Genomic DNA, 12,824 nt, shown 5'->3' on the forward strand with positions numbered 1-12,824 from the left:
CATGCCAGCGCTGACGCTGTCCGAGGTTGCGTCCTGGCAACCGCACACGCTCCGGGCGAGCGCGGAAAGCCTGACCGCGCTCACCCGCGACCTGCTGACCCGCGTCGAAGACATCGCCACCGCCAAGATCCGACTCAACGACGCCTGGGAGGGATGGGCCGCCGACTCCGCGGCCGCCACCACCCAACGCCACGCCGCGTCAGGCAAGGACCTGGCCGAGACGTTGACCCGTACAAGCCAGACGCTCACCTGGGGATCAGCTGCTCTCACCGCAGCCCAGGAGACCGTCGCCGAGAGCGCACAAGCTGCCCGAGGCGCGGGCTGCACGGTCGACGACGACGGAACCGCGCACCCGCCACCCATCAGCGCCCCCGAGAACCCGCTGATGCCGCTGCCCGCGTTGCAGCCGGTCCAGCAGCAGCGGGCTGAGGCCCTTGCCCTGGCGCAGGCTCGTGCCCAGGCAGCCGCGATGGCGGCGCGGTACACCCAGCTGATCCAGGGCAACCTCGAGGCCGCGGCGGCCACCGACGTCGAGGTCGCCCGCACGTTGAGCTCCATCACGCTGCCGGCTGCTGTCGCCACCTCAGCCGCGGAGACCGCCGTAGCGGTCGTGGGCGTCGGGCTCGGCGGAGACAACCCGAACCTCCAGGTCGCGTTCCCCGACAGCTGGCGCCTGTCCGATCAGATGCGGCCGCTGTCACTCACGCAGTGGTCCGCACTCGTGGGAGCCTCACTGGGTCTGCCGGTGTTCGCGCTGAAGTGGTACCAGAAGAACGAGCCCGCCGGCGATCGCACCGGCTACTACGGGGGTGGCGGGGTCATGGGCCCAGACGGCCGGATGTACCCCCTGGTCGCGCCCCAGGTGAACCTCGACGGCGTCCTGTACGGCGGCGACGCCCAACCCGGCTCCAACCGCGTCGTGGACCTGCGCGGCCAAGACGATGGCTGGCACACCATCGCCCACACCTCCGGTGTCGACCGGCTCGCACCCTTGGACAAGTTCACCAAGGGCGCCGCAGGGCTCGGTGTCCTCGCCGGGGGCTCCTTGCCGTCGGACCCGACCCCCTCACGGCTGGACCTGCGCGACAACCTGACCACGAACGCCGGCGGGTTCCCGACCCTGGGAGACGCACCGCCCTCAGGCGGCTCCGACGACAACTCCCTGGACCGCCCGGGCAAACCGTTCGGCGACCCGCGCGACAACCCGATCGACAAGCCGCCGTGGGCTCAACCAGAGGTCGCAGGCCTGCACCCGGACCACGCCGGCCGCGCGCAAGGAGGAGTGGACCTGCTCACCCAAGCCGGGGACGCCGCGCTCACGGTCAAGCGCCTCAACGACTCCGAGTCCAAGCTGTACGACCTGACCCTGGAGGCACACGAGGACGGCGACCGCACCCGCGCACTGCTCCGCATCTACGATGTCGAGGAAGACCTCCAAGCCCCCGACGACGACCCCAAGTTCATCATCAAGAGCTCCTACGGGTGGCTTGACTCCGAGACCGGAACGATCAAGCAGAGGGACTACAACTTCCTCGGCGCACCCGAGAGCGCCGGCCCGAACGCCCGCTACCACAAGGTGCTGAATTGACTCACCCACGCGCACGTCGTCGCCGCCCACGTCCCGCCGCGGCGGTCTCGGCGTGTCTGCTGGTCGTGCTCACCGGATGCGGAGGCTCTGGCCAGGGGTCAGCGACCGAGACCGGCTCATCGGAGCCCAGCGTCAGCCCCTCGCCGAGCTCGTCGCCCACCCCCACCGACGAGCCGGGTCAGGATGCGTTCCTGAGCGGGCAGACCGACATCGGTAGCCCCGCGGTGTTCGCGCAGCGCGAGATGTGCGTCAACGGCAGCGACTACAACTACGTCCTCGCCGCCTTCACCGGAGCGCAACCTCCGCCGACCAAACCCGACGCAGGGTTCGTTAAGGCCGGCATCGGGAGAGCGCGGAACCTGGCCGCAGCGCTCGCCGGGCAGCTCCCCGCCGACCAGCGCAGCAACGCCGAGGGGGCCGTGAAGACGTGGACCATCGGCGGGTCGGTGCTGCGCAAGCAGGGCTACGGTGCCGAGGACCTGGAGGAGTTCTTCGTCAAGGTCGGGCCGCGTGTGGAGGACTACGTGGACGGCAACGCAGCCCTGACGCAGTACCTCACCGCGACCTGCTCGTCCAAGGTGCCGAACTTCGCCAAGCAACTCGCCCCACCAACATGATCTGACGTTCTCACCGCAAGACCGGTCAGCGCCATCTCTGCAGGACCTGGTGGCCACGGGGAGACCCGGCCCCCAGGCTCGTCGCTCAGTGCGCTGACCTACACCACTCAGTGAGCGATCAGATGCGTCGACGGAACGGTGCGGGCGCGGTCGCTGGAGGGGAGCGCTGCTAGCTGTACCTGGACATCACGTTGGTAGCAGTCGGTTGATGGGTGGGTGTCCGCCGAGTGCGCTGTGGCGGCGTTGAGTGTTGTAGTGCTCGAGCCAGGGCGCAAGGGCAGCGCTGCGCTCGTCGTTGCTGAGGAAGACACGGCGGTAGGCCCATTCGCTGAGCAGGGTGCGGTTGAGGCGTTCGACCTTGCCGTTCTGCCAGGGGCAGTGGGGTCGGATGAAGATCTGGCGGATGCCGCGGGCGGCGCAGAGCTCGCGCAGGGAGTAGCGGTAGGCCCAGGCGTTGTCGGTCATCAACTGCTCGACGGTGTCGATGCCGTGGGCGGCGAAGTAGGCCAGGGCGCGTTCGAGGAAGCCAGCGCAGGTGAGGCCTTGTTCGTTGGCCAAGATCTCGGAGTAGGCCAGGCGGGAGTGGTCGTCGATGAGTGAGTGGACGTAGTCGAAGCCCACTACGGTGTCGCGGCGCCGGCGGGTGCTGCCGACCTGACGCCCGTGTGCTTTCCAACCACCGCCGTCAGGGATGCGGCCGAGCTTCTTGACATCCATGTGGACCAGCGCGCCGGGCCGCTCGCGTTCGTAGCGCACCGTGGTGGCTCTGCTGGCCCGGACCTGCTCGCCGGTGATCGGGTCCAGCAATGCCAGGCGAGGCAGGTGGTGCCGTGCGATCACCCGCGTGACCGTCCGCGGGCACACCCCGAGGCGATGACCGATCTCGTCGGGACCGAGGCGTTCACGCAGGCGGAGCTCGATGATCTGGGGTCTGCTGCACGGATAGGTGACATCTGATCTGCGTCGATGTGTGTCGGCGCTGGAAGGATGTGCACTATGCCGAAGGCGTTCCCCAGAGAGTTCCGCGAGGACGTGATCCGGGTCTACCGGGACTCGGATGCGTCGCTGGCCCAGGTCGCCAAGGACTTCGGCATCTCGCCGTCGTGCCTGAAGCGCTGGGTCACGATCGATGACAAGAAGTCTGCCCGCCCATCCTCAGCCGGCCGAGCGCCCGTGGAGTCCGACGCGCTGCGCGAAGCGAACAAGCGAATCAGGCTCCTCGAGCAAGAGAACGAGGTTCTGCGCCGCGCCGCTGCGTATCTCTCTCAGGCCAACCTGCCGGGAAAATGATGTACCCGCTCGTCCGCGAGCTGGCCGCCGATGGGGTCCCCGTCGCGGTGACGTGCCGGGTGCTGAAGATCGCTCGCCAGCCCTACTACCGCTGGCTGGTCAATCCGGTCACCGATGCCGAGCTGACCGCGGCCTACCGGGCGAACGCGTTGTTCGACGCCCACCGCGACGACCCCGAGTTCGGCTACCGGTTCCTCCTCGACGAAGCCCGCGGCGCAGGTGAGCCGATGGCCGAGCGGACCGCGTGGCGGATCTGCTCCGACCTCGGTTGGTGGTCGGCGTTCGGGAAGAAGCGCGGCAGGAACGGGAAGAAGCCGGGCCCGCCGGTGCACGACGACCGCTGCGCCGTGGTCGACGACCAAGGCAGGATCCGCCACGAGTTCACCGCCACCGGCCCGAACGAGCTGTGGCTGGCCGACATCACCGAGCACTGGACCGGGGAGGGCAAGCTCTACGTCTGCGCGATCAAGGACGTCTGCTCCAACCGCATCGTCGGCTACTCGATCGACTCACGGATGAAGTCCCGGCTCGCGGTCGCTGCGCTGAACGACGCAGTCGCTCGCCGCGGCAAGGTGGCCGGTTGTGTCCTGCACACCGACCGAGGATCGCAATTTCGAAGCCGCAAGTTCGTCCACGCGCTCAACCGCCACGACATGGTCGGCTCGATGGGCCGCGTCGGCGCAGCCGGCGACAACGCAGCCATGGAGAGCTTCTTCTCGCTGCTGCAGAAGAACGTCCTCGACCGCCACCCCTGGGCCACCCGTGAAGAGCTGAGGATCGCGATCGTCAGGTGGATCGAGAGGACCTACCACCGGCGCCGGAGACAGGCTGCTCTCGGGCGATTGACCCCGGTCGAATACGAGCTGATCATGACTCCAACCGCCACCCAGGCGGCCTAACCAAAACTGTCACCCGTTCGTGCAGCAGACCCGAACGCGTCCCAGACACGATCGACCTGACCCTTGAGCTCACCCGTGATCACCCCGGCACCCTAGACGTCACCAGGGCTGGACGCACCAGAGCCGCCCCGGCGTGGTGCCGTGACGGCTCTGGTCAAGAGGGCTGTCCTGTTGGTGATTCTGCGAAGACTTCGCGTTGATTCTGCGAAGACCCCATGGTGGAGCTGGCGGGAATCGAACCCGCGTCCTAGAGCGCCGTGCCAGGTCTTCTCCGGGTGCAGTTCGTGATGTCGCTTTTCTCGGCCCCGGCGCTCCCACGAACAGGTCGCCGACGGGCCCAGTCAGGAAAAAGTCCCGATCGACCCTCCTGACAGGAGTCGATCAGCAAGCCCTCTAGATGACGTCAGGGTCCGGGACGAGGGCAGATGCCCGGTCTGACGCTCCGATCACTGCTCAGGCAGCGAGTTCGAAGTCAGTGCGATTGGAGTCGGCACTTGTGGTTTCCAACGGACGTTTACGAGATGACGTTGGCTTCTCGACCCGCTTCTCCTGGGACTAACGACCCCAGTCGAAACCAATCAGCCCCTCTTGAGTTGTGCAGCACCAGTGTAACCGCGCGGTCCGACATCGGCATTCCCGCGGGGCGGTGGTCCCGACGGGCTCGACCTCGCCCCCCGACCGCGACGTGCGCCCCGACGGCGTCAGGCGCTGGTGCCCGGCGGCGTGGCCGGCGCCCCGAACAGCTCGGCCCCGTTGTGCCACAGCACCCGGCGCAGCCAGTCCTCCCCCAGCCCCGGGTGACGCTCCCCCAGCGCCAGCAGCCCGTCGAGCTGCTCGCGGTAGGGGTAGGGGATGGTCGGGAAGTCGCTGCCCAGCAGCACCTTGTCGCCGAGGTCCGCCAGCCGCGGGAGCAGGTCGTCGGGGTAGGGCGCGTCGCCGTCGAAGAAGTCGGTGAACACCATCGTGGTGTCCAGCCGCACGTGCTCGTGGGTCTCGGCGAGCGCGAGGAACTCGGCGTACTCCGGGGCGCCCATGTGGGCCACCACGACCGGCAGCCGCGGGTGCCGCTCCAGCAGCCGTCGGAGGTACGCCGGCCCGGTGAACGCGTTGCCGACCGGGCCCGACCCCACGTGGGTCACCACGGGGACCCCCGCGTCCTCGACCAGGCCCCACGCCTCGTCCAGGAGCGGGTCGTCGAGGGCGAACTCGCCCACCTGGGTGTGCAGCTTGAACACCTCCACACCCGCCTCGATCGACGCGCGGACGTAGTCGGCCACGCCCTCCTCGGGGTAGAAGGTCGCCGACCACAGGCACTCCTCGACCTCGGCGGCGAAGTCGCGCGCCCAGTCGTTGAGCCAGGTCGCGACGCCCGGGCGGTGGGCGTAGGGCAGCGCCGAGAAGCGGCGTACGCCGAAGGCACGCAGCTGGGCGACCCGGTGGGCGTGGGCCTCCCGGTAGCGGATCGGCCAGTCGCGCCCGATCTTGGGCCCTGCCTGGTCGAAGACCGCCCACACCTTGTCCTGGATCGACTGCGGCAGGAAGTGGACGTGGACGTCGAAGAGCCCCGGGAGCCCGAGGGCGCGCCACACGGGCGCGACCTCGGGCTCGTCGGGGGCGAAGAGCGCGGTCACGGGACCGAGGGTGCCAGGTCCCGCGGGGGCGGGTCGCTCAGACGCCGAACCAGGCCAGCCAGGTGCGCGCCACCGCGACGTCCACGCGCTGGAAGCCCTGGACCGAGCGGCACTTGTCGCCGCTGCCGTTGCTGTAGCTGGTGACGGCCGCGATCGCGCCGCCGAAGTAGACCGGCCCGCCGGAGTCGCCGACGCAGGTCTCGCCGAGCTCGTCGCTGGTGGAGGTGCCGTTGGTCTGGAGCACCTGCGGGGTCAGCTTCTGGCCGGGCATGTCGACCGTGCGGCGCAGCAGCGGGAAGGTCATCGGCGTGGCCTTCTGCGGGCCCACGAGCGGCTTGCGCACCTCCGAGCCGTAGCCCACGGCACGGAAGACGGTCGAGGACAGCTGGCTCTTGACGATGGTGTCGAGGCTGCCGATCGGGGCCAGGGGGGCCGGGGCGATGTCGGTGACGGGCTCGTCGAGGACGACCACGGCCACGTCGTTCCAGCTGTTCAGGTCGGTGAACCCGGAGTACTGCGGGTGCGAGACGGGAGTCCCGCTGCGCAGGCCGGCGGCCTCCAGCTCGGCGTCGGTGTAGCCGGCGGCGGTGTCGGCGGCGGCCGGGATCGGCAGCGGCGGCTCCTCGGCGACGACGGAGTCGAAGGTGACCGCGACCTCGCCGGCGGCGTCGTCGAAGCAGTGCGCGGCGCTCAGCACGACGGTCGGCGTGACCAGGGTGCCGCTGCAGCGGACCCGGAAGCCCTCGGAGTAGAGCACCAGCAGGCCGGTGGCGGGGTGGGCCGCACCGTCGGCGGTGCCGTTGGTGCTCGCCTGGGCGGTGCCACCGGGCGAGGCCACGGCAGCGGCGGAGGCGGCCACCAGGGCGGTCAGGACGGCGGCGGCACGGCGGCGCAGCTGGGTTCGCATGGGCGTAGCGAACCAGAACGTTCAGACCCGCGTGGGCGTTTTCACCCCATGCCCTTCAGTCGCCGACCCACCGCCTCGCGGGCGTCGCGGTCGGCCTGGCGGGCGGCGATCGCGTGGCGCTTGTCGTAGGACTTCTTGCCGCGCGCGAGCGCCAGCTCGACCTTGGCCCGGCCGTCCTTGAAGTAGAGCGACAGCGGGATCAGCGTGTAGCCGCGCTCGTTGACCCGCCGCTCCAGCTTGTCGATCTCGGCGCGGTGCAGCAGCAGCTTGCGGACGCGGCGCGGCTCGTGGTTGGTCCAGGTGCCCTGGGTGTACTCCGGGATGTGGACGCCGTGGAGGTAGGCCTCGCCGTGGTCGACCTCGGCGAACCCGTCGACCAGGGTGGCGCGGCCGGCCCGCAGCGACTTGACCTCCGTGCCGACGAGCACGAGGCCCGCCTCGAGGGTGTCGTCGATGTGGTAGTCGTAGCGCGCCTTGCGGTTCTGCGCCACGAGCTTGTGACCCTGCTCCTTGACCATCCGACCATCCTCCCAGGTCGGACCAGCGGGGCGCTGCGGCGTGGGTCAGAGGTAGCGCATCGGGTCGACGGGGTTGCCGTCGAGCAGCGCGCTGAAGTGCAGGTGGCAGCCGGTCGACCAGCCGGTCGAGCCGGAGTAGCCGACGAGCTGGCCGCGGGTGACCTGCTGCCCGGTGCTCACGGCGTAGGAGCTGAGGTGGTTGTAGACGACCGTGAGGTTCTGGCCGTTGACCTGGCCGAGGTCGAGGTAGAGCCGGTTGCCGTAGACGTCGGACCAGGCCCGCGAGATCACGGTGCCGGTGCCGGCGGCGACGTTGGCGGTGCCGCAGGAGGCGGAGAAGTCGGTGCCGTCGTGCAGGCCGTAGTAGCCGTAGATCGGGTGCACCCGGTAGCCGTACGGCGAGGTCACGCCCCCGGGCACGGGTCGCTGCAGGAAGCTGGCCGCGTCGCCGCTGAAGCCGCCGCGCTGGCGGGCGGCACGGGCCAGAATGAGCTGCCGGATCTTGCGGGCCTGCTGCTCGGCCGCGCGCAGCTGGGCCGCGTCGGCGACGCGCGCCTGCTGGGCCTCGGCGGTGGCGGCGGCGCGGCCCTTGACCAGGGTGGCCACCTCGGTGCGGGCGGAGGCGGCCTGCTGCTCGAGGTCCTGGCGCCGGGAGAGGTTGTCGGCCGCGGCGGCGCGCTGCTCGGCGACGACCGCGCGGGCCGCCTCGACCTTCCGCTCCTCCGCCACCATCGCGGCGCGGGCCTCGCGCAGCACGTCGAGGGTGTTGTCCTGCCGGCTCATCAGGGAGTCGACGGTGTTGAGCTGGCTGGTGGCCTCGGCGGGGTCCTGGCTGTTGAGCACCACCGCGAGGCCCATCAGCTGCGGGTCGCCGTTGACGTACATGTTGGCGGCCAGCCGGCCGATGTCGGCCCGCTGCCGGCGTACGCGCTCGCGGGCCTGCTCCAGGGCCGCCTGGGCCCGCTCGAGCCGGATCTCGGCGGCCTCGAGCTGGGCCTGCATCTCCTGGTCGAGCCGCCGGGCCTCGCCGAGCTGGGACTGGGCCGTCTCGAGCCGGCGCTGCGCGCCGCCGAGGCGCTCGCGCGCGGCCTGGAGCTTGCGGGCCGCCGCGGAGAGCTCGTCCGAGGACTCCTGGAGGTCGTCCTGGGCCGCCCGGACGCTCCCCTTGGCGTCGCGTTCGCGGTCGCGGAGGTCGTCGGCCGAGGCCAGCGGGACGGTCACGGCGAGGCTGGACAGGGCCAGGATCGCGGTGAGGGCCGTCCGGGGAAGAGGACGAGACACCGGGTTTGCCGATCTTTGGGGAAGTAGGCCCGGTGACCGTAACCGACCGGGCTCAGACCTTGAGGTATTTGCGGGTCATCACGAGTGTCGGCAGCAGCGTGAGCGCCAGTCCGAGCGCCGCCACGCCGCCGATGGCCAGGAAGGAGTCCTGCCAGTCGACCCACTCCACGATGTTGGAGGTGGGCCGGAGCATCCCGTAGATCACGACGTACATGAAGACCAGGAGCGTGCCGGCCGCCAGCCCCACCCCGATCAGGGCGGCGACCAGGGTCTCGATGAGGAACGGCAGCGAGATGTAGAGCCGCGAGGCCCCCACCAGCCGCATGATGCCGATCTCCTTGCGCCGGGCGTACGCCGCCATCCGGATCGTGTTGCCGACCTGCATGATCGCGGCCAGCAGCAGGAACCCGGCGACCGCGATCGCCCCCCACTTCATGACCTCCATCCAGAAGTAGATCGGCTTGAGCACCTGCCGCAGGTCGCGCACCGCGGCGACGCCCTGCTGGTCCGAGAGCGCCTGGGAGATGCCCTGGAACTCGTTGGGGTCCTTGAGCTTGACCCAGTAGGACTCCTGCATGTCCTTGGCCGTGACCGTGGAGTAGATCTCCTGCTCGGACTTGTCCTGCGAGAGGTAGACGCGCTTCCAGGTCTCGAACGCCTCGGCCTTGGTCTGCAGGTAGTACGACGCCACCTCGGGGTTGGTCTTCACCACCTGCTCGATCGCGGCCTTCTGCTCGGGCGTCACCTCGCCCTCGCAGGTCGGGACCTGGCTGTTCTGGTTGCACATGAACACGGTGATCTGGAGCTTGGAGCCCCAGAACCGCTCGGCCTTGTCGGCCTGGGAGTTCAGCAGCAGCCCCATCCCGACCAGGGTGAGCGAGACGAAGATCGTCACGACGAGCGCGATCGACATCGACACGTTGCGGCGCAGGCCGGTGCGGGTCTCGGAGAAGACGTAGCGGAGGTGCACGAGCGGACTCCTAGTAGGTGTGGCCGTAGACGCCGCGCAGCTGGTCGCGCACGACCGAGCCGCCGTCGAGCTCGATGACGCGCTTGCGCATCTGGTCGACGATCTCCACGTCGTGGGTGGCCATCAGCACCGTGGTGCCGGTGCGGTTGATGCGGTCCAGCAGCTTCATGATGCCGATGCTGGTCGCCGGGTCGAGGTTGCCGGTGGGCTCGTCGGCGATGAGGATCTTGGGCCGGTTGACGAAGGCACGGGCGATGGCCACGCGCTGCTGCTCGCCGCCCGACAGCTCGTCGGGCATCCGGCGGCCCTTGCCGTCCAGGCCGACCAGCTCGAGCGTCTCGGGCACCAGACGGTTGATCTGCGCCTTGGGCTTGCCGATGACCTGCAGGGCGAAGGCGACGTTCTGGGCCACGGTCTTGTTGGGCAGCAGCCGGAAGTCCTGGAACACGGTGCCGACGTCGCGCCGCAGCCGGGGCACCCGGAAGCCCCGCATCCGTCCCAGCTCGCGGCCGTCGACCCAGACCTCGCCCTGGGTGGCGCGGATCTCGCGCAGCACCAGGCGCAGGAAGGTGGACTTGCCCGACCCCGACTCGCCGACGAGGAAGACGAACTCGCCCTCGTCGATGATGGCGTTGACGCGGTCCAGCGCCCGGGCGCGGTGGCCCGGGTAGGTGGCGGTGACGTTCTCGAATCTGATCACGGCGGGGGTGGGCCGGTGTCGGGGATGTCAGGGGCACGCAGACGCTGCGTCCGACCGCTGGTAACGCTAAGTCCTGGGCCCTACGGTTGCCCGCATGTGCGCTTCCTCGGCCCGTCGCGCCGCCGGGGGCGCGCTCCTCGTGCTGGCGCTGCTGCTCGCCGCGGCCTGCTCGTCGGGGTCGCCGGAGTCCGCGCCCGAGCCCTCGCCCACCCCGATCTCCGACCTGGGGACGGCCTCGGTGGAGCTGCCGCGGATCGCGTTCTGCTCGGTCGTGCCGAAGGCCGACGTCGCCGCGGCGCTGGGCGGACCGGCCCAGGACGGTGCCTCGTGGGGCAACGGGGACGAGCTCGACCTGACCGCTCCGGGGGCGTCGGGGTCCGCGACGCCCCAGGTGGTGCAGGAGCTGGGCTGCGCGTGGACCCGCGGCGAGGTGACCGCCCGGGCGTGGGTGTTCGCCCGGCCCGTCACGCCCGCGCTGGCGCGCGGCGTCGTACGGCAGGCGGGGCGGGAGCGGGGCTGCGAGACGCCGCAGGGTCCAGGCTTCGGGTCACCGTCGCTGCTGCAGGAGTGCGAGACCGACGCGGGCCGCCGGGTCCGTCACGCAGGCCTGTTCGGCCAGACCTGGCTGACCTGCGAGCTCGCCGGCCCCGAGGTCGAGGACGAGCGGGCCGAGCAGTGGTGTGTGACGCTCGTCAACTCCCTCGACACCGCGTCCTGACCGGGCCCCGCCCAGGGGGCATCCTGGGGAGATGACCTCCTCCGACCAGACCACCCCGTCCCCCGTCCGCTCCACGCAGGTGCGGCTCGCGCAGCGCCCCGTCGGCGAGCCCGGGGACGACACCTACGACATCGGCCCGGTCGACCTGCCGGCGCTGGCGGACGGGCAGCTGCTGCTGCGGGTCGTCTACCTCTCGCTCGACCCCTACATGCGCGGTCGGATGAGCGACGCCCCGTCGTACGCCGCCCCGGTCGCGGTCGGCGACGTCATGGAGGGCGGCACCGTCGTGGTCGTCGAGGAGTCGCGCCACCCCGAGTGGTCGGCCGGCGACGTCGCGCTGTCCTACTCCGGCTGGCAGACCCACGCCATCAGCGACGGCACCGGCCTGCGCCGGCTCGACCCGTCGCGCGCCCCGATCTCGACCGCGCTGGGCGTGCTCGGGATGCCCGGCTTCACGGCGTACGCCGGGCTGCTGGAGATCGGCAAGCCGCAGGCCGGCGAGACGGTGGTCGTGGCCGCTGCCACCGGGCCCGTCGGCTCGGCCGTCGGCCAGGTCGCCCAGGCGCGCGGCGCCCGCTCGGTCGGCATCGCCGGCGGCGAGGCCAAGCGCGCGGCCCTGACCGAGGAGTTCGGCTTCGACGTCGCGCTGGACCACCGCTCCCCCGACTTCGCCGCCGAGCTGGCGGCGGCCGTGCCCGACGGGATCGACGTCTACTTCGAGAACGTCGGTGGTCCGGTCACCCGCGAGGTGCTGCGCCACGTCAACACCTACGCCCGGATCCCGGTCTGCGGGCTGGTCTCCTCCTACAACGCCACGTCCGCCCCCGAGGGCCCCGACCGGCTCCCCGGGTTCATGGGCCTGGTGCTGCGCAAGAGCCTCACCGTCCGCGGCTTCATCCAGAACGAGTTCACCGCCTCCCACGGTCGCGACTTCGTGCGCGAGATGTCGGGCTGGGTCGCGGACGGCACCGTGCGCTACCGCGAGGACGTCGTGCAGGGCCTGGAGTCGGCCCCCGAGGCGTTCCGCGGGCTGCTGACCGGCAAGAACTTCGGCAAGCTCGTGGTGCAGGTCAGCGAGGACCCGACCCGGTGAGCGAGGTCGCCGGCGCCCTCAACGGGGCGGTGACCGTCTCGATCGTGCGCCACGTCGCCCCTGAGAACGCCGCCCAGATGGTGGCGTGGGTGCGGGCCGGGTCATCGTTGGCCGAGCGGTTCGAGGGCTTCCTCGGCACCGGCTGGGTGCGATCCGCCCCCGGGTCGGACGCCTGGCACATGCTCTACCGGTTCGCCGACCACGCCTCGCTGGAGGCGTGGGAGTCCTCGCCGCAGCGGGCCTGGTGGCTCGGCTCCGCGCAGGGTCTCGTCGGCGAGTCGCGGGTGGAGCGGCGTACGGGCATCGAGGGGTGGTTCGAGGAGCCGGCGTCCCGCGACGTCGAGGACCTCCGACCCGCCGCCCCCGCCCCGCCGCGGTGGAAGCAGGCCACCGTCATCTGGCTGGCCTTCTTCCCGTTGTCGCTGGTGCTCGGCTCGCTGCTCAGCGCCACCGGCCTCGAGCTGGCCCTGGTGGTGCGCACCTTCCTGACCACCCTCGTCGCGACGCCGATCATGACCTACGCCCTGCTGCCGTGGATGACCAAGCGGTTCGAGTGGTGGTTGCACCGCTGACGGGGTACCGCGAGGGCGGACCCTGCGAGTGACACCTGCG

The 12,824-nt window shown here is 70.7% G+C and carries 13 protein-coding genes and 1 other RNA gene; 6 read left to right on the top strand and 8 right to left on the bottom strand.

Going from position 1 to position 12,824, the window contains the following annotated elements:
* Window position 1 precedes the first annotated feature (1 nt).
* Complete coding sequence (locus tag EDD33_RS11555; RefSeq protein WP_123390994.1) at window positions 2-1,588, top strand: hypothetical protein; 1,587 nt, start codon at window positions 2-4, stop codon at window positions 1,586-1,588.
* A 224-nt stretch (window positions 1,589-1,812) separates the two neighbouring features.
* Window positions 1,813-2,205, top strand: coding sequence for a hypothetical protein (locus EDD33_RS11560; RefSeq protein ID WP_148077062.1), 393 nt, complete (start codon window positions 1,813-1,815; stop codon window positions 2,203-2,205).
* Window positions 2,206-2,391: 186 nt separating this feature from the next.
* Here EDD33_RS11560 and EDD33_RS11565 read toward each other — a convergent pair whose 3' ends face one another.
* Entirely contained in the window at window positions 2,392-3,336 is a 945-nt protein-coding gene (locus EDD33_RS11565; protein ID WP_246003669.1) for an IS481 family transposase, read from the bottom strand.
* Between EDD33_RS11565 and EDD33_RS11570 the strand changes: the two genes are divergently transcribed.
* Window positions 3,238-4,394 (top strand): IS3 family transposase gene (locus EDD33_RS11570; protein ID WP_246003478.1). Its coding sequence is split into 2 segments (ribosomal slippage): window positions 3,238-3,486 and window positions 3,489-4,394, totalling 1,155 coding nucleotides; the frame shifts between segments, so codons are not numbered across the junction. The two genes, EDD33_RS11565 and EDD33_RS11570, sit on opposite strands and share 99 nt — an antisense overlap.
* 216 nt (window positions 4,395-4,610) lie before the next feature.
* Here EDD33_RS11570 and ssrA read toward each other — a convergent pair.
* The 7 genes from ssrA to ftsE form a co-directional block, all read right to left on the bottom strand.
* Window positions 4,611-4,980: a transfer-messenger RNA gene (gene ssrA, locus EDD33_RS11575) on the bottom strand.
* A gap of 115 nt (window positions 4,981-5,095) precedes the next feature.
* Complete coding sequence (locus tag EDD33_RS11580) at window positions 5,096-6,025, bottom strand: amidohydrolase family protein (RefSeq protein WP_123390998.1); 930 nt, start codon at window positions 6,023-6,025, stop codon at window positions 5,096-5,098.
* Between the two features lie 37 nt (window positions 6,026-6,062).
* Window positions 6,063-6,932 (bottom strand): trypsin-like serine protease, encoded by an 870-nt coding sequence (locus tag EDD33_RS11585; RefSeq protein ID WP_211332522.1) that lies wholly within the window; start codon window positions 6,930-6,932, stop codon window positions 6,063-6,065.
* Between the two features lie 41 nt (window positions 6,933-6,973).
* A complete protein-coding gene (gene smpB / locus EDD33_RS11590) occupies window positions 6,974-7,450 on the bottom strand; it encodes an SsrA-binding protein SmpB (RefSeq protein ID WP_123391000.1) in 477 nt (158 codons plus the stop codon).
* Window positions 7,451-7,495: 45 nt separating this feature from the next.
* Window positions 7,496-8,731 (bottom strand): M23 family metallopeptidase, encoded by a 1,236-nt coding sequence (locus EDD33_RS11595; RefSeq protein ID WP_148077063.1) that lies wholly within the window; start codon window positions 8,729-8,731, stop codon window positions 7,496-7,498.
* Between the two features lie 52 nt (window positions 8,732-8,783).
* The gene (gene ftsX, locus EDD33_RS11600) at window positions 8,784-9,701 is read right to left on the bottom strand and encodes a permease-like cell division protein FtsX (RefSeq protein ID WP_123391004.1); all 918 of its coding nucleotides are present in this window, start codon (window positions 9,699-9,701) and stop codon (window positions 8,784-8,786) included.
* Between the two features lie 10 nt (window positions 9,702-9,711).
* On the bottom strand, window positions 9,712-10,401 hold the full coding sequence (ftsE, locus tag EDD33_RS11605; protein WP_123391006.1) for a cell division ATP-binding protein FtsE: 690 nt from the start codon (window positions 10,399-10,401) through the stop codon (window positions 9,712-9,714).
* A gap of 94 nt (window positions 10,402-10,495) precedes the next feature.
* On the opposite strand from ftsE, the gene EDD33_RS11610 reads away from it, so the two are divergent.
* The 3 genes from EDD33_RS11610 to EDD33_RS11620 are packed head-to-tail and all read left to right on the top strand — an operon-like array spanning window position 10,496 to window position 12,784.
* On the top strand, window positions 10,496-11,119 hold the full coding sequence (locus EDD33_RS11610; protein ID WP_123391008.1) for a hypothetical protein: 624 nt from the start codon (window positions 10,496-10,498) through the stop codon (window positions 11,117-11,119).
* Window positions 11,120-11,150: 31 nt separating this feature from the next.
* Entirely contained in the window at window positions 11,151-12,212 is a 1,062-nt protein-coding gene (locus EDD33_RS11615) for an NADP-dependent oxidoreductase (protein WP_123391010.1), read from the top strand.
* Window positions 12,209-12,784 carry an antibiotic biosynthesis monooxygenase gene (locus EDD33_RS11620; protein ID WP_211332523.1) on the top strand — a complete coding sequence of 192 codons (576 nt, stop codon included), beginning with the start codon at window positions 12,209-12,211 and terminating at the stop codon, window positions 12,782-12,784. The genes EDD33_RS11615 and EDD33_RS11620 overlap by 4 nt, the downstream gene beginning before the upstream one ends.
* Window positions 12,785-12,824 lie beyond the last annotated feature (40 nt).

Origin of the sequence: Nocardioides aurantiacus (assembly GCF_003752505.1) — a bacterium.
In the GTDB taxonomy this organism is placed as follows: Bacteria; Actinomycetota; Actinomycetes; order Propionibacteriales; family Nocardioidaceae; genus Marmoricola; species Marmoricola aurantiacus.